Consider the following 15844-nt stretch of genomic DNA (forward strand, 5'->3'; position numbering starts at 1 on the left):
GCCCACGCTGTCATGTGTCCTTGTGCCCACCCCAGAACCACCAGGCAATCAGCACCATCAGTACGACCCCCAGGGCATTGATCAAAAGACTCATGAGGTCACCTCCGCGGTTGAGCTGTCGCTGTCCGGACGTGTGATCCGCTCCGGCGTGAAGTGGCGTAATCGGTTGGCATTGGTGACGACCGTTACCGAGGAGGCCGCCATGGCCAGGGCCGACACCATGGGGGAAAGCAGGGTGCCTGTCAGCGGATAGAGCAGCCCGGCAGCAATCGGGATGCCCAGCGTGTTGTAGGCAAAGGCGCCCCACAGATTCTGCTTGATGTTCTTGATGGTGGCGCGGCTCAAGTCGATGGCATCGCTGATGCCGTGCAGGGAGTCGCGCATCAGGGCAGCGCCTGCCGATTCGATCGCCACATCGCTGCCGGCACCCATGGCAAAGCCGACATCGGCGGCTGCCAGTGCGGGCGCGTCGTTGATACCGTCGCCGGCCATGCCAACCACGTAACCCTCGCGGCGCAGCCGCTCGATATGGGCCTGCTTGTCTTCAGGCAGAAGGCCGGCGTGCACCTCATCGATGCCCGCTTCATGGGCGATCGCCCGGGCGGTAGGTTCGGCGTCACCGGTCAGCATCACTACGCGCAGTTGGCGGGCATGCAGCCGCTCGATCGCCGCTCGAGCATCGCCTCGAAGCGGGTCCTGTACGGCCAGCAGCGCGACCAGTCGGCCATCGATGGCGAAGTGCAGCACGCTTCGGGCCTGATTTTCCCAGGCGCTGATGGTCTCCTGGCGCTCATTCAGGGGCACACCCTGCGTTTTCATCAGCTCGGCATTGCCAAGCGCCAGCTGCTCGCCGTTGGGGCCGGTGGCCGTGACGCCGCGCCCCGAGATCGCCTCGAAATCCTTGACCTCGACGGTCTCCGCCTGCTGCTCGTCGCACCAGGCCAGCACGGCACTGGCCAGCGGATGCTCCGAGCCGCGTTCAAGGCCGGCCAGCAGGGCCAGCGCCCGGTCATGATCTTCATTCTGCCAGATGCTGTCGGTCACGCGCGGTTTGCCCTCGGTCAGCGTCCCGGTCTTGTCGACCACCAGTGCGGTCAGCTCGCCGATACGCTGCAGCGATTCACCATGACGAATCAAAATGCCGGCGCTGGCGGCCCGGCCTATACCGATCATGGTTGAGATTGGGGTGGCCAGTCCCAGTGCGCAGGGACAGGCGATGATCAGCACCGACGTTGCCGTCACCAGCATATGGGTGAGCCGCGGCTCGGGGCCAAGATTGAACCAGATTAGCGCCGTGATCACTGCAATGATCATGACCGCCGGTACAAAAATGCTGGCGACCCGATCGGCCAGCCGGCTGATGGGCGGGCGTGATCCCTGGGCCTGACGCACCTGCTCAATGATGCGTGACAGACTGGTGTCGCCGCCGATCCGGGTCGCACGCAGGGTCAGGGTGCCTCTGGTGTTGAGCGTGCCTGCAGAGACCTGGTCGCCGACTGTTCGTGCGACGGCCTGAGGTTCACCGGTCAGCATCGATTCATCGATATGGCTGCTGCCTTCGACCACTTCGCCATCCACCGGTACCCGCTCACCGGGACGCAGGCGGACAAGATCGCCCTGGGCCACATCATCAATGGCCACATCGACATCCTGATCACCGCGAATCACTCTTGCGGTGCTGGCGCGCAGTGATACCAGCTGTGACAGTGCCTTCGAGGTGCGTCCTCGTGAGCGGGTCTCAATCGCCTGTCCCAGGCTGATCAGGCCGATGATCATCAGCGGCGCCTCAAAATAGAGCGACCGTGCCGCTTCGGGCACGGTATCCGGCAACAGCGCGACGAACATCGAGTAGAGCCAGGCGGTGGTGGCCCCGATGGCGACCAATAGATCCATGTTGGCCATGCGATGGCGCACAGCCTTGAAGGCGGCATCATAAAAGCCGCGGCCAGCGGTCAGCATGATGCCCAGAACGCCCAGGCCGATCACAAACCAGAACCAGCGCTCGCCACCTTCCAGCTGAGGATGGTGAAAGAACATCGACAGCATCAGCGCGGCCCCGGGCACCAGTGCCAGCCAGGTGTCCCGAATCTTGTGACGGTAGCTCTGCTGCTCCAGCTCGCCGCGCCGCGCCTCTCCCTGTTCAATGCTTTCGATGACCTCGGCGCCGTAGCCAGCCCGTTCGACTGCCTTGATCAGATCGCTGGTGGGGGCGCTGCCGCTGACCCGGGCGCTGCGGGTAGCAAAGTTGACCTGCGCCTCATTCACACCGTCGACGTGATCCAGCGCATTCTGAATGGTGCGCACACAGCCGGCACAGGTAATGCCGGACAGCTGCAGTTCGATGGCCTCGTTTGAACCTGCCGGTCTGTCGGCCTCGGCTGGCGCAGCATTGTCGGACTCGGACTCGGACTCGGACTCGGACTCGGACTCGGACTCGGACTCGGACTCGGACACTGACGCCGGCTTCTCTCCGACGGGTATCGCTCGATAGCCTGCGGCTTCCACGGCATTGATCACGTCATCACGCGATCGGTGAGTGGTGATCGACAGATGATCGGTATCAATGTCGATCTGCGCCTGTGGATCAAGTGCTTCAAGCGCTGTGCGGGTGCGTTTGACGCAGCCACCGCAGTGCAGACCCTCAAGCACCAGCTGATGATGGGGCGTGTCCTGCGTCGGTGTGGCCTGAAAGCCGGCGCTTTCCACCGTCCTGATGACCTCATCAAGCGAGTGATCGGTATGCATGACAAGGTGCTCCACATCGATATCGATATGGGCCTTCGGATCGAGCGCCTCCAGCGCGGCGCGGGTGCGTTTGACGCAGCTACCACAGTGCAGGCCGCTCAGGGCGAGTCGGTGATCATGAGGCATGAGAACTCCCTGAATCGCGTGCGTTTACCTCGGTGCGCGCATCGTTCCAGTGTTCGATCAGCTGACACAGCGTGTTGCCATCGGGCGCGCCATCCGGCATGGAGGACCATGCGTTGAGCGCCTTTTCCATGCGATCAGCCAGCTGCTCCAGCTCCTGAATCTGCGCTCTGACTTCCGGCAGGCGCGTGCGCAGAAGATCACGCACCATGGGGCAGGGGGAGTCACCGTGATCGGTGTGGGCAAAGATCTCCCCAACCTCCTTGAGGCTAAAGCCCAGAGTCCGGGCGCGGTTGATAAAGCGCAGCCGTCTGAGCGCCTCGTCGTCAAAAAGCTGATAGCCGTTGCCGGGATTGCGGTCGGCGTGAATCAGTCCCTGATGGACATAGTGGCGGATGGTTTCGTGGGTCACGTTGCCCCGTTCGGCCAGTTCTCCGATTTTCATGTCATTGCCTGCCGGTTACCTGTCATGGTGTCAGCATAAAACCCTGGGGTAGCCACAGGGTCAAATAATGGACCCGGCAGACGGTCATCGCTTCAATACGAGGCTCGTCAGGCGCCATCACATTTTTTTTAAAAAAAGTGCATCCAGAACGACATCTCGTGTGTATCCCCTGTACAGCCGCAGCGATTGGAGCGGTTGATAACCACCATCAGGGAGATTGACATGAATGTTCAACGTCTAACGCGTACTGCTCTGGCGACCGCCTTGATCGCTTCCTTTAGTCATGCGGCTCTGGCGGATACCCCAGAGAGTGTCCAGGTGCCGGAGGGCAACAAGATTGCACTTGAGACCGTCGGCGTCGGTGCCATCAAGTATCTGTGTGATACCAGCGATGACGGTGCCATGGCATGGGTCTTCAAGGGCCCCAGCGCCGCGCTCAATGACGGCGACGGCCATCAGGTCGGCAGCTATTATGGCCCGCCCGCCACCTGGGAAGCGCTGGACGGCTCGAAAGTGACCGGCACCCAGCAGGCCACCGCCGGTAATGGCGACGGGAACATTGCGCTGCAGCTGGTCAAGGCCAATCCGGCCGAAGGCAAGGGCGCCATGACCGGGGTCAGCTATATTCAGCGTTTGAATACCGAGGGGGGTGTTCCGCCGGATGCCGCATGCGATACCGACCACAAGGGCGCTACGGCCATCGTGACCTATCAGGCCGACTACATCTTCTGGACCGCCGAGTAAGTTCAGTCCCTGCCCTGCCTCGAGCAGGGGCTTTTCCATCGCGATAACATCGAGGGCTCGTGTCATGAGCCTTCGATGGTTATGCTGCTTCGGCGCATCGGTGAACGAGCCAGGCGCTACGAGGGAGCACAGGTGTCCGATATAACCCGCGAATTTGATTACAACGAGGCACTGGCGTGCTGCGCCCGGGGGGATCATGACGCCCTTCATACGCTCTATCGTCTGGAGGGGGCGAGAATGCTGGGTGTGGTGCAGCGCATCGTCAGGGACCGCGGCATGGCAGAAGACATCGTCCATGATGCCTTTCTCGCCATCTGGCAGCGCGCTGATACCTTTGATTCCGGAAAGGGTAGCGCCCGCACCTGGATATTCAGTATTGCCCGCCATCTGGCGCTGAACGCCATTCGTCAGCGCGAAAGGCTGGTGGTGGGGGAAATCGATGCAGATACCCTTGAGCAGGTGGATGACACCCGCCCTGAAAGCCCGTCCGCTGAAGCCTTCGACTGGCAAACCGGTCAGCGAATGGACGAATGCCTTAGAGCGCTTGAGGTCGAGCGACGCAACTGCGTGCTACAGGCATACGTGGAAGGGTTAAGCCATGCGGAAATCGCGGCGCATACGGGCGCACCGCTGGGCACGATCAAGGCCTGGATCAAACGAAGCCTGGTGCGTTTACGGGAGTGTCTGGCATGACCACGTCTCACGAGAGTGACCTGCCGTCTGATGAGGACAAGCACGTTCTGGCAGGCGAATACGTACTGGGGACGCTTTCCCATGCCGAGCGTCAGGCGTTTGAAGCACGTCTGACCAACGACCCCGAGCTGCGCCAAATGGTCATCGAGTGGGAGGAGCGCTTTTTCCCTTACACCGCACTCGCTGAACCTGAAACCCCGAGCGATTTTCTCTGGCCTCGCATTCAGCGAAGTCTGGAAGCGCGCCGATCGTCGGCGCCTGCGACCGGTCTTTTTCAGCGTCTGGCCCTTTGGCGTACTGCCGCGGGGCTGGGCGTGGCGGCAACGCTGGTCATGGCAGCACTGTTATGGCGACAGCCTGCTGCGCCGACGACGCCGGAGTACATGGTGGTCCTGCTCGCCCCGCAGGGCCAGTCCGCCGGCTGGGTGGTTCAGGCCGCCAACCGCCAGCAGATCGAGCTGATTCCGCTGGGCACCTTCGAGGTGCCCGAAGGCAAGGCGCTCCAGTTCTGGACCAAGGCCGATGACTGGCAGGCACCGGTGTCGCTTGGTCTGGTTCAGCCGGGCAGGCCCGTACGCCTGAATCTGGACACGCTGCCACCGCTTGAGGACAACCAGCTGTTCGAGCTGACGCTTGAAGACGCTACCGGCTCGCCCACGGGCCTGCCGACCGGACCCATCGAATACATTGGCCGCGCGGTGGAAATCTAGCCGCCGGTCGATCCTGCCGTCGATCATCTGTGACGCCAGCCCCGGCCTGTTTTTCAAGACAATCGCGCTGAAGTTGCCTGGATAAAAAACCCTCGCCGGCCAGGGCGAGGGTTTTGGGTCATACTGCGGCGGGTCTAGAAATCGTAGCGCACCAGAAAGGCAGTATTGTCGTTGCCGATACTGCCGCCATCGGCATCCTTTGAGTCATCTTCAGAGCGCTCCAGTGCCAGCACCAGGTTGTCGTTGGCCAGAAGCCAGGCGACACCCGCAATGTAATTGGCGTTGCGGGCATCGGAGTCGCGGTCTTCGAGCCGATTAAGGCCGCCATAGATCTGCACGCTGCCCGGCGTATAGCCGCGAAGGTTATACAGGGCGACCAGCTCATAGCCGCGGGCATGTTCCACGGCACCGGTATCCGGCAAACCATCGAAGACATTATTGCGCTCAAGGTTGTGGTAGTCACCGGCCGTGGCCGCGAAATACCAGTCACCCGGTGTCCAGCGTGCCCCCAGAAGCGTGGCATTGACGTCAGGATGACGATTGTTGTCATCATCGTGATCAGTAATGCTGGTGTGCGTGTAGGCAAGCCCCAGCGACACGGTTTCACTGGGCAGCCAGTTGAGAGCAGCCTGACCGGTATAATTGCGCTCCACGCCGCTGTCGCGCTGCTCAAAGCCGGTCACCACCTGCTGGCCGCCGATATTGCCATAGATCGGAGCATTGTCGCTGTGGCTGTGATCGCGCTCGGTCTGATAGAGCATCCCGAACGACCAGTCCCCCCAGCTGTTCTGATAGGAAATGGCTCGGTCGGGACGGCCATTGCCTTCAAAGCCGCCATCGCCGTTACGACCTGAAAACGAGCCCTGGGCTGCGGCGCCGTTGATCCAGAACCAGTCCGTCCAGACCCCGACCATGTCATACCAGAGTGAATACTGTTTGCCGATCAGGATGGTGCCGTAACGGCTATGGCTGAGTCCGGCGTATTGGAGCCGCTTGTAATGCTCGTCGCTGCCGGTTTCGAACCAGGGATTGAAGCCCCATTCGGTACGTAGAATTGATGACCAGCCGTCTTCAAAGTTGTGTTCGTGAATCAGGCGAACACGAGACCCGAAGTTGGTCGGGTCATGGTCATCGTGGACGTTGTCGACCCAGGTACTGGCTGCCGCCAGTCGGCCGCTGAATTGCAGCCGGTCATCGGGGGATTCATACAAAATGACGGCCGAGGCCTGCTGTGCAACGAACAGGGACGACAGGCAAAGGGAGAGCGTAATGCCCTTTTGGTTGAAGGTCATGAGAGAAGGCTCCGCGCTTATTGATTGTTATCGAGCTGCTGTATACCGTTGATGAATTCGGCCTCGGAGATCTGTCGATCCCGGTCCTCATCCAGCGTGGTAAAAAGCCCCTGCAGCCCGGCGGCGCTGGCTTCCGTTGGGTCGATGACGCCATTGTTATCGCTGTCTGCCTCATGAAAGCGACTGACAAGCTCGGGAGGCGCCCCGTTTTCCAGAGTGGCGTTGTCAAAGCCGCCCGGTCCAAATAGCGGGCCCGTGCAGCCAGCCAGTGTGAATGGCAGCAATGCAGCGCCGAGCAGACCATTTCGTAGGACGTTATTGTATTTGTGCATGATGGATCCCTTGTTATTGCACGTCGGTCGTGTGAGGGCGCAAGGCCCATCATTGAGGCAAAAGCCTCCCGTGACGCCCCAAAAGGAGCGTCATGGACAGACAGGCCACAATGGCCTGCCATGTTCTTTTAAAGGTGTTGTTCCCCTGAGGTATCAGGCGGCCGTTTCGAGAAAGGCGGCCTTTAAAAGGGCCTTCGTATACGCTTCGCGCGGTGCCCGGAAAATACGTTCTGCGCTGCCCTGTTCAACGACCTGACCTTCCTTCATGACCAGCACGGTGTCGGACAGCGCGCGGACCACGGCCAGGTCGTGGCTGATGAACACATAGGTCAGGTCGTATTTCTGCTGGAGGTGGCGCAGAAGTTCGATGACCGTCATTTGCACCGAGCGATCGAGCGCCGAGGTCGGCTCATCGAGCAACAGGAAATCAGGTTTGAGCACCAGTGCCCGGGCAATGGCGATGCGCTGACGCTGGCCGCCGGAGAATTCATGCGGATAGCGCTTGCGCATCGCCGGGTCGAGCGCCACTTCCTCAAGAGATTCGATGACCCGCGCTTCGCGCTCGCGCCGGTCGAGCTCGGGAAAGTGCACCTTGAGTCCTTCGCTGATGATTTCGCCCACGGTCAGACGCGGTGACAGCGAGCCAAAGGGGTCCTGAAAGACCACCTGCATGCGCGAGCGCAGCGGCCGCATGTCAGACTTGTCAAAGTTTGTGATGTCGGTGTCTTCAAAGCGCAGCTGCCCCTGACTTTTCAACAGTCTCAGCAGCGCCCGCCCAAGCGTTGACTTGCCCGAGCCTGACTCACCGACAATCCCCACGGTCTGGCCGCGTCGGACGGTCAGGTCGATGCCGCGTACCGCCTCGAAATAGTCGCTCTTGCCGAACAGGCGCTTTTTGGTGGTAAAGCGCACCCGAACATCCTGACCGCTGAGCAGCACCGGGGCATCTTCTGCCACGGCTGCCTTGCTGCCACGTGGCTCGGCATCGAGCAGCATGCGGGTGTAGTCGTGCTGCGGCGCATTGAAGACCTTCGCGGTCTCACCGGATTCGACCAGCTCGCCGTAGCGCATTACACAGACCCGTTCGGCAAAGCGCCGTACCAGACTCAGGTCGTGGGTGATGAACAGGATCGCCATGCCGTAGCGCTTTTGCAGGTCCCGGAGCAGGTCAAGAATCTGGGCCTGGACGGTGACATCGAGTGCCGTGGTGGGTTCATCCGCAATCAGCAGGCGCGGCTCGCAGGCCAGTGCCATGGCGATCATCACGCGCTGGCGTTGACCGCCGGAGAGTTCATGGGGATAGCTTGAAATGCGCCGTTCGGGCTCGGGAATACCGACCTGGTGCAGCAGTTCCAGCACTCGCATGCGCGCTTCACTGCCGGACATGCCGCGATGGCGATGCAGGACTTCGGCAATCTGGCGCCCGATGCGATGCAGCGGATTGAGCGAGGTCATCGGTTCCTGAAAGATCATCGAGAACTCGTTGCCGCGCAGCCGACGCATCCGTGAGGCGCTGACCTGGGTCAGGTCCTCACCGTCCAGACGAATGGCACCGGAGATTTTGGCCATCTCCGGTAACAGGCGCATCAATGCCGTCGAGGTGACCGACTTGCCGGAGCCGGATTCACCCACCAGCGCCACGGTTTCGCCCTGGTCGATATGGAAGCTGACGCCCTTGACGGCAGAAACGGTGCCGGTGGGCAGTTCAAAGTCCACCTTTAGATTGTCGATCTCGAGTAGATGTGCCGACATGGAGGACTCCTTAGCGGGTACGCGGGTCGAGGGCATCACGCAGCCCGTCGCCCAGGAAGTTGAGACAGAACAGCGTCACGGCCAGAAACGCCGCCGGCACGATCAGCATCCAGGGCGCGCCCTGCATATTGGAGGTCCCTTCGCTGATCAGAACACCCCAGCTGGTCAGCGGCTCCTGCACGCCCAGACCCAGAAAGGAGAGAAAGCTTTCCAGCAAAATGACCTTGGGCACCGTCAGCGTGACATAGATGATGACCGGCCCGATTGAGTTGGGGATCAGATGGCGGGTGACGATCTTTGAATCCCGAACGCCCAGGGCATGGGCGGCTTCGATGAACTCGCGGCGCTTGAGCGACAGCGTCTGACCACGCACGATGCGCGCCATGTCGAGCCACTCCACCGCCCCGATCGCGGCGTAGATCAAAAAGATGTTACGGCCGAACACCACCATCAACAGAATGACCAGAAACATGAAGGGCAGTGAGTACATGATGTCGACAAAGCGCATCATGAGGTTGTCCGTGCGACCGCCGACATAGCCGGAAATCGCGCCATACAGCACGCCGATCACTAGGCTCACCAGTGTGGCCACCAGCGCCACGGACAGGGACACACGCCCGCCGTAGAGCGTGCGGGTCAGAAGGTCTCGACCGTTGGCATCGGTGCCCAGCCAGTGCTGGCCTTCCATCGTCGGCGCCACGCCGAAAGCATTCCAGTCCACCTCGGCCAGATCCCAGGGCAGAAACCAGGGACCAGCAATACAGATGATGGTCATCAGTGCCAGCAGGATAAGACTCGCCATGGCGGCCCGATTGTGGCGCAGGCGGCGCCAGGCCTCTCGGGCCAGGCTCTCGCCGGGCTGCGCGACCGGTGCCTGAGGCGGGTTGGGACTGCCGCCGCCCTGAAGATGATCAGCGTTATCTGAAGTCGTGCCGGATGCGGCCCGGGTGTCATGAGCACCGCTGGATGAAGTCATGATGTGCTCCGGTCAGTCGTCATAGCGAATTTGGGGGTCGAACAGCGAATAGAGCAGATCGACAATCAGGTTCATCAGCACGATCAGCACGCCGTAGAACACTACCGTGCCCATCACGAGGGTGTAGTCGCGATTGAGTGCGCCCTGAACGAAATAGCGTCCGATGCCTGGCAGACCAAAGATCTGCTCGATGACCACCGAGCCTGTGATGATGCCGGCAATGGCTGGCCCCAGGTAGGAGAGCACCGGCAGCATCGCCGGGCGCAGGGCGTGACGCCAGATGACCTGGCGCTCGTTGAGTCCCTTGGCGCGGGCGGTGCGGATGAAATGACTGCCGAGAATCTCGATCATCGAGGCGCGCATCATGCGGGCGATATAGGCAATCTGCTGGATGGCCAGCGCCACCACCGGCAAGACCAGGTTGGGCAGGGCACCGCCGTTCCAGCCGCCCACCGGCAGCCAGCCCAGAATGACGCCGAAAAAGAGCGCCATCAGCGGGGCGATCACGAAGTTGGGGACGGCAATGCCGCCCAGCGCTGTCCCCATCAGCAGATAATCCACGGTCGAGTTGCGCCTGAGCGCGGCCATCACTCCCATGGGAATACCCAGCAGCAGGGCAAGCGCAATCGCCAGCCCCCCGAGTTCCAGACTGACCGGAAAGCCCTGGGCGATCAGGTCGGTGACCGAGAAGTCCTTGTATTTGAACGACGGCCCGAAATCGCCCTGAACCAGGTTGCCCATGTAGCGCAGATACTGCATGGGCAGCGGTTCATCCAGATGGTAAGCCGCCATCAGGTTGGCCTCGATCTCCGGCGGGAGCTGGCGCTCTCCATCAAAGGGCCCTCCCGGGGCGACCCGCATCAGGAAAAAGGAGGCCGTGATCACGATCAATAGTGTGGGAATGGCCATGGCCAGACGCTTGGCGATATAGCTCAGCATGCCGGTCTACCTCGGCGCAGGATGGATATCGAAAACAAGGGATTACTCCTTGATACTGATGTAGCGCAGGGGATGCACGTCCATTGGGGAGGGCTCCCAGCCATGGACGCGCTCTGATACCAGCGCGGTGTTGATGTAATCGTAAAGCGGCAGCAGGGCATAATCGTCGAGCAGGCGCTGCTGGGCCCGGGTCAGAAGCTCGGCACGCGCATTTGGCGCGATGGTCTCGCTACTTTGCTCGACCAGCTGATCAAAGCGTTCATCGTGATAGCCGCTGCTGATGGCGGCGCTTCCACCGGTGGTATAGCTGCCCAGAAAGTCATACGGGTCGTCGATGGTGGCGGCCATGCCATAGCGTGCCAGCTGGAAATCGCCTTCGCGGATGGCGGCGTAGTGGCTGGTGGCCTCGGTGTTGACCAGCGACACTTCAACGCCCAGCGGCCTCCACATGGCGGCCAGCGCTACCGCAATCTTCTTGTGATCTTCCAGCGTGTTGTAGCGCAGCGTCAGCGTCAGGGGAGTGTCTGGGCCAAAGCCGGCCGCTTTCATCAGCTCGCGGGCGCGCGCCATGCGCTCATCCATCGTCATCTGCACCATGGGCATTTCGCCTTTGGTGCCGCCGTGGGTTACCCGCGGGACCAGCCAGTAGGATGGCGTCTGACCCATGCCCAGCAGCTGATCGGTGATCACCTCACGTCGCGTGGCCAGGTTCAGCGCTTCACGTACGCGAATGTCGCTGAGCGGGCTGTCGGGGCGCAGGTTGAACATGTAGAAATATTGCGCCACCAGCGGGCTGACCCGCAGGGCGTTGCCCAGTTCCTGACGCAGCTGCTCAAGGCGCCCGCCCGGAACGCTGGTATAGCTGATGTCCAGTGCGCCGGTACGAAAGCGATTGAGTGCCGCGGTGGCTTCTTCCAGCGGATAGAGGATGACCTCATCAAGGGATACTTCGCCGGCGTCGTAATAGCGCTCGTTTTTATCCAGCGTAATGTGATCCTGTGGTGACCATTCGCTTAGCGTGAAGGGGCCGCTGACCACTGTCTGCCCGGGCACGATCCAGCGCTCGCTGCCCGCCTTCAGCACATGCTCGGGCAATGGGGCGGCTTCCGGCATGGCCATCGCCTGCAAAAACCAGGCGGTGGGGCGCTCGAGCCGGATCTCCAGATGCCGGTCATCGATGGCACGCACGCCCAGCGTCTCCGTGGCGGCCTTGCCGGCGTTGACGGCCCGGGCATTCTGGATCGGGTAGTAGAGGTTGGCGTTGTGGGCCGCGATATCGGGTCTTAACAAACGGCGCAGGCTGAACACGGCATCACTGGCGGTCACGGGCTGGCCGTCGGACCACTGCGCATCGTCGCGCAGTTCAAATGTCAGGGTCAGACCGTCATCGCTGAGCTGCCACCCACTGGCCAGCCCCGGTATCAGATCGCCCCTGGCGTCGTGGCTGATCAGCGTCTCGAAGAGTTCGCGCACGATACGCGTCTCCCAGGTGCCGCTGGTCTTTTGTGGATCGAGCGTGCCGGGTTCAGCGCTGTTGTCGATGCGCAGCGTGGCGGCCATGCCCAGCGGTGCGACGGCCAGAAGACAGGCTGCCAGCACGGCGCGCTTGAAAAAGGGGGTACGCCCGCGCACGGTGCGCAGGTCAGGCATTGTATCGGTCATTGTTATTGTCCGAGGTGGTGCTCATGTCGCGCGGGCCGGGCCCCGCGCCGCATGATGGTTTACGGGTCGAGACTGATCCAGCGGGACAGATGACGGTTGATGGCGTTGTCTTCCCAGCCTGTCATGTCCGGATTGACCAGATTGCGGGCAGCATCGGCATAGATGGGTGCCATGGCGTAATCGCCCAGCGCCTGGCGCTCGGCCTGTTCCAGTAGCTGCTGACGCTTGTCCTGATCAGGCTGTGCGGCAGCCTGTGCCAGTAGCTGGTCAAACTCGTTGCTGTGATAGCCGCCATAGTTCTTGACGTTGCCGGAGGCGAGAATGCCCAGAAAATTGCTGGCATCATCAAAGTCGGCCACCCAGCTGGCACGGGCAATATCGAAGTCGCCGCGGGCAATTTCGGCGTAGTGCACGTTGGCCTCGGCGTTCACCATCTCGATGTTGATGCCCAGCGGCTTCCACATGGCAGCGGCCGCCACGGCGATACGCCGATGGTCATCGCGGGAGTTAAAGCGCAGGCGCAGATTGAGCGGATGCTCCGGGCCGTAGCCTGCCTCCTTTAACAGCGCCTGAGCCTTCTCGAGTCGCGCCTCCATGGGTGCATCAATGCCCGGCATGGTCTGCACGTCATAGTGTGCGGTGCCGGCGGGCACCAGCGAGCTGGTGGGATTGGCCGCGCCCTGCAGCACTTTCTGCGTGATGATGTCGCGTCGCAGTGCCAGATTGAGCGCCTCACGAACGCGAACGTCGCTGGTAGGGTGGTCGTCGCGATTATTGAGCGCGTAGTAGTAGGTCGAAAGCTGGTTGTGCAGATGAACGGCGTCGCCCAGATTCTCCTTGAGCCACTGATAGCGGCTGGCGTCAAAGTCACGCATCACGTCCAGATCATGGCTGCGAAAACGTGACAGGCCGGTATTGAGGTTTTCGACCAGATGGTAGTTGACGCCGTCCAGCGTGACGCTGTCGGCATCGTGGAATCGAGGGTTTTTGACCGTCTCGATGTGGTCATGCGAGACCCAACGGCTAGGCATGAAGGCGCCGTTGGTCACGATATGCGAAAGCTGCGTCCAGTCGTTGCCGTACTCCTTCACCACATGAGCCGGCACCGGTGCCGCGATAATGTGCGCCATCAGGGTCGGCAGATAGGGGGTGGGCTGCTCGAGATGCACTTCCAGCTGATGTTCATTGACGGCCCGGGCGCCCAATGAGGCCACCTCGGACTCATTGCGATTGATGGCCGCAGCGTTTTTGATCGGATAGAGCAGGTTGGCGTAGACGGAGGCAATCTCTGGATCGAGCGCGCGCTGGAAGGCGAGTACGAAATCCCCGGCTGTGACCGGCGCGCCGTCGGACCAGCGAGCGTCATCACGCAGTTTGAAGGTCCAGGTCAGACCGTCATCGGAGACCGACCAGTCGGTGGCCACGCCCGGCTGGTAATCGCCATCTGGCGCCAGCGTCACCAGCCCCTCGAACAGATCGCCCAGCACGTCGTTGTCATAGACCGCGCCGGTCACGCGAGCCGCGTCCAGCGAAGCCGGCTCGCCATAGATACCGATATCCAGGGTGGCGGCCTGGGCTGAAAGGGGAGAGGCAAGCAGAGGGCAGGTCAGCAACACGGCCGCGCCAAGGCTTTTAAAAAGACACCTGGTCATGATGGAAAATTCCCGAGTACGTCAAACACGGGCGGCATCACCAGGATGCCGCCACCAGGCGGTTACTTCTTGAAGCTGACCCAGCGAGAGAGGTGGTCATCCTGCACGTTGTCCTTCCAGCCCTGAAGCTCTGGATTGACCAGATTACGGGTGACATAGGTCAAAAGCGGGACCAATGCGTAGTCACCGAGCGCAATCTGCTCGGCCTGCTGCATCAGACTGGCACGCTTGTCTTCATCCAGCGTGATGTTGGCCTGATCGAGCAGTTTGTCGTACTCGGGGTTTGAGTAGGCGCCATAGTTGTTGCCTACCCCGGTGTGCAACAGGGTCAGGAAGTTTTCAGCATCATCATAGTCGGCGACCCAGCCGGCGCGCGCCACATCAAAATCCCCATTGGCAATGGACTGATAGTGCACCGTGGCCTCGGAGTTGATCATCTGCACGTTGACGCCCAGCGGCTTCCACATGGCGGCAAGTGCTACCGCGATTTTTTTATGTTCGTCGCTTGAGTTGTAACGCAGACGCAGATTGAGTGGCTTGTCCGGCCCGTAACCGGCCTCCTGCATCAGTTTTTTGGCTTCGGCCAGGCGGGCGTTCATGTCATCACCGTCGAGCGTCATGTGCTGCGTCTCGTAGTGATTGGTGCCCGGTGGCACCAGCGCATAGGCCGGCAGGAAGGTGTTGTCCATGATCTGTTTGGACATGACCTCACGACGTACCGCCAGATTGAGCGCTTCGCGTACACGAATATCGGCAGTCGGATGGCCGTCACGATGGTTCAGCACGTAGTAATAGGAGCCCAGAAACGGACTCATGTGCGTGGCATCCGGCAGGTTTTCCTTGAGCCACTGGTAACGATCCGAGGTGTATTCACGCATGACATCGAGTTCACCGGCGCGAAAGCGCGAAATGCCGGCATTGCGATCTTCGGTCGGATAATAATTGACGGTGTCGATGGCGACGTTGTCGGCATCGTGAAACTCGGGGTTTTTCTCGGCCGTGATGTGATCGTGTGAGACCCAGCTGGTCGGCTTGTAGGCGCCGTTGGTCTGGATGTGATCCATCTGTGTCCACTGCTTGCCGTACTGGTCATACACGTGCCTGGGTACCGGGAAGGCCGTGTAGTGGGTCAGGATGCCGAGGAAATAGGGCGCCGGCTCCGTGAGCGTGACGCGAAAGGTCTTGCCGTTGTCGAGTGACTCCACGCCAAGCTGGTCGGCCGACATCTTGCCGGTGTTAACCGCTTCAGCGTTTTTGACCGGGTAGAGCATGTAGGCGTATTTGGAGGCGCTGGCGGGATCAAGCATGTGCTGCCAGCCAAACACGAAGTCCTCGGCCGTGACCGGCTTTCCGTCCGACCATTTCGCGTCATCGCGCAGATGAAAGGTGTAGGTTCTACCGTCCTTGCTGATGTCCCAGGATTTGGCCACCCCCGGAATTCGGTGACCTTCCGGGTCCTGTGTGAGCAAGCCTTCGTAGAGATCATCCAGCACATCGCTTTCCCATGTGCCGCCGCTGACCTGGGAGGTGTCCAGCGAGGCGGGTTCTCCGATGATGCCGATGTTTAGGGTCTGTGCGTAAAGCGGGGAGGCGAAAAAAGCGGATGACAGCGCAATAGCGCCCAGTAGCGGACGGATCGAGGGCATGGAGGTTCCTGAAGTTATTGGCATTGTTGTTATCGCTATCGCGGACCGGGATAGCGGCGCGAGCTGAAATATCGCTTATGACGATTTTCGATTTTGTGAACTTACTCCGCGTTAGCGGATGTGTCCAGAGTTG

At 61.0% G+C, this 15844-nt stretch carries 13 protein-coding genes; 3 read left to right on the forward strand and 10 right to left on the reverse strand.

Features of this window, described 5'->3' with window-relative positions:
* Positions 1-90 precede the first annotated feature (90 nt).
* Positions 91-2871, reverse strand: a complete 2781-nt coding sequence (locus B9H00_RS12170) for a heavy metal translocating P-type ATPase (protein WP_236944266.1) — start codon at positions 2869-2871, stop codon at positions 91-93.
* Complete coding sequence (locus B9H00_RS12175; RefSeq protein WP_086900868.1) at positions 2861-3313, reverse strand: MerR family transcriptional regulator; 453 nt, start codon at positions 3311-3313, stop codon at positions 2861-2863. Before B9H00_RS12175 ends, B9H00_RS12170 begins: the two co-directional genes overlap by 11 nt.
* A gap of 222 nt (positions 3314-3535) precedes the next feature.
* On the opposite strand from B9H00_RS12175, the gene B9H00_RS12180 reads away from it, so the two are divergent.
* From B9H00_RS12180 to B9H00_RS12190, 3 genes are all read left to right on the forward strand, one after another.
* A complete protein-coding gene (locus B9H00_RS12180) occupies positions 3536-4057 on the forward strand; it encodes a DUF3455 domain-containing protein (protein WP_086900869.1) in 522 nt (173 codons plus the stop codon).
* A 132-nt stretch (positions 4058-4189) separates the two neighbouring features.
* A complete protein-coding gene (locus B9H00_RS12185; RefSeq protein ID WP_086901856.1) occupies positions 4190-4750 on the forward strand; it encodes a sigma-70 family RNA polymerase sigma factor in 561 nt (186 codons plus the stop codon).
* Entirely contained in the window at positions 4747-5460 is a 714-nt protein-coding gene (locus tag B9H00_RS12190) for an anti-sigma factor (protein WP_086900870.1), read from the forward strand. Before B9H00_RS12185 ends, B9H00_RS12190 begins: the two co-directional genes overlap by 4 nt.
* 134 nt (positions 5461-5594) lie before the next feature.
* Here B9H00_RS12190 and B9H00_RS12195 read toward each other — a convergent pair whose 3' ends face one another.
* The 8 genes from B9H00_RS12195 to B9H00_RS12230 all read right to left on the reverse strand — a co-directional run bounded on the left by B9H00_RS12195 (position 5595) and on the right by B9H00_RS12230 (position 15711).
* Positions 5595-6752: a porin gene (locus B9H00_RS12195; protein ID WP_086900871.1), complete on the reverse strand. Its 1158-nt coding sequence runs from the start codon at positions 6750-6752 to the stop codon at positions 5595-5597.
* Between the two features lie 17 nt (positions 6753-6769).
* Complete coding sequence (locus tag B9H00_RS12200; RefSeq protein ID WP_086900872.1) at positions 6770-7084, reverse strand: EF-hand domain-containing protein; 315 nt, start codon at positions 7082-7084, stop codon at positions 6770-6772.
* A gap of 153 nt (positions 7085-7237) precedes the next feature.
* Positions 7238-8836, reverse strand: coding sequence for an ABC transporter ATP-binding protein (locus B9H00_RS12205; RefSeq protein WP_086900873.1), 1599 nt, complete (start codon positions 8834-8836; stop codon positions 7238-7240).
* Between the two features lie 10 nt (positions 8837-8846).
* Entirely contained in the window at positions 8847-9812 is a 966-nt protein-coding gene (locus B9H00_RS12210; RefSeq protein ID WP_236944267.1) for an ABC transporter permease, read from the reverse strand.
* Positions 9813-9824: 12 nt separating this feature from the next.
* Complete coding sequence (gene oppB / locus B9H00_RS12215; RefSeq protein ID WP_086620687.1) at positions 9825-10751, reverse strand: oligopeptide ABC transporter permease OppB; 927 nt, start codon at positions 10749-10751, stop codon at positions 9825-9827.
* Between the two features lie 42 nt (positions 10752-10793).
* Complete coding sequence (locus B9H00_RS12220) at positions 10794-12413, reverse strand: peptide ABC transporter substrate-binding protein (protein WP_236944268.1); 1620 nt, start codon at positions 12411-12413, stop codon at positions 10794-10796.
* 59 nt (positions 12414-12472) lie between these two features.
* Positions 12473-14065, reverse strand: a complete 1593-nt coding sequence (locus B9H00_RS12225) for a peptide ABC transporter substrate-binding protein (RefSeq protein WP_086900875.1) — start codon at positions 14063-14065, stop codon at positions 12473-12475.
* 62 nt (positions 14066-14127) lie between these two features.
* On the reverse strand, positions 14128-15711 hold the full coding sequence (locus B9H00_RS12230; RefSeq protein ID WP_086900876.1) for a peptide ABC transporter substrate-binding protein: 1584 nt from the start codon (positions 15709-15711) through the stop codon (positions 14128-14130).
* Between the last annotated feature and the right edge of the window lie 133 nt (positions 15712-15844).

Origin of the sequence: Kushneria marisflavi (genome assembly GCF_002157205.1) — a bacterium.
In the GTDB taxonomy this organism is placed as follows: Bacteria; Pseudomonadota; Gammaproteobacteria; order Pseudomonadales; family Halomonadaceae; genus Kushneria; species Kushneria marisflavi.

What these genes read in the sequence shown, in the direction of transcription:
- B9H00_RS12175 (WP_086900868.1), bottom strand. Translation starts at nt 3,313, where the DNA reads ATGAAAATCGGAGAACTGGCCGAACGGGGCAACGTGACCCACGAAACC.
- B9H00_RS12225 (WP_086900875.1), bottom strand. Translation starts at nt 14,065, where the DNA reads ATGACCAGGTGTCTTTTTAAAAGCCTTGGCGCGGCCGTGTTGCTGACC.
- B9H00_RS12190 (WP_086900870.1), top strand. Translation starts at nt 4,747, where the DNA reads ATGACCACGTCTCACGAGAGTGACCTGCCGTCTGATGAGGACAAGCAC.
- B9H00_RS12200 (WP_086900872.1), bottom strand. Translation starts at nt 7,084, where the DNA reads ATGCACAAATACAATAACGTCCTACGAAATGGTCTGCTCGGCGCTGCA.
- B9H00_RS12230 (WP_086900876.1), bottom strand. Translation starts at nt 15,711, where the DNA reads ATGCCCTCGATCCGTCCGCTACTGGGCGCTATTGCGCTGTCATCCGCT.
- B9H00_RS12170 (WP_236944266.1), bottom strand. Translation starts at nt 2,871, where the DNA reads ATGCCTCATGATCACCGACTCGCCCTGAGCGGCCTGCACTGTGGTAGC.
- B9H00_RS12220 (WP_236944268.1), bottom strand. Translation starts at nt 12,413, where the DNA reads ATGACCGATACAATGCCTGACCTGCGCACCGTGCGCGGGCGTACCCCC.
- B9H00_RS12210 (WP_236944267.1), bottom strand. Translation starts at nt 9,812, where the DNA reads ATGACTTCATCCAGCGGTGCTCATGACACCCGGGCCGCATCCGGCACG.
- B9H00_RS12195 (WP_086900871.1), bottom strand. Translation starts at nt 6,752, where the DNA reads ATGACCTTCAACCAAAAGGGCATTACGCTCTCCCTTTGCCTGTCGTCC.
- B9H00_RS12180 (WP_086900869.1), top strand. Translation starts at nt 3,536, where the DNA reads ATGAATGTTCAACGTCTAACGCGTACTGCTCTGGCGACCGCCTTGATC.
- B9H00_RS12205 (WP_086900873.1), bottom strand. Translation starts at nt 8,836, where the DNA reads ATGTCGGCACATCTACTCGAGATCGACAATCTAAAGGTGGACTTTGAA.
- oppB (WP_086620687.1), bottom strand. Translation starts at nt 10,751, where the DNA reads ATGCTGAGCTATATCGCCAAGCGTCTGGCCATGGCCATTCCCACACTA.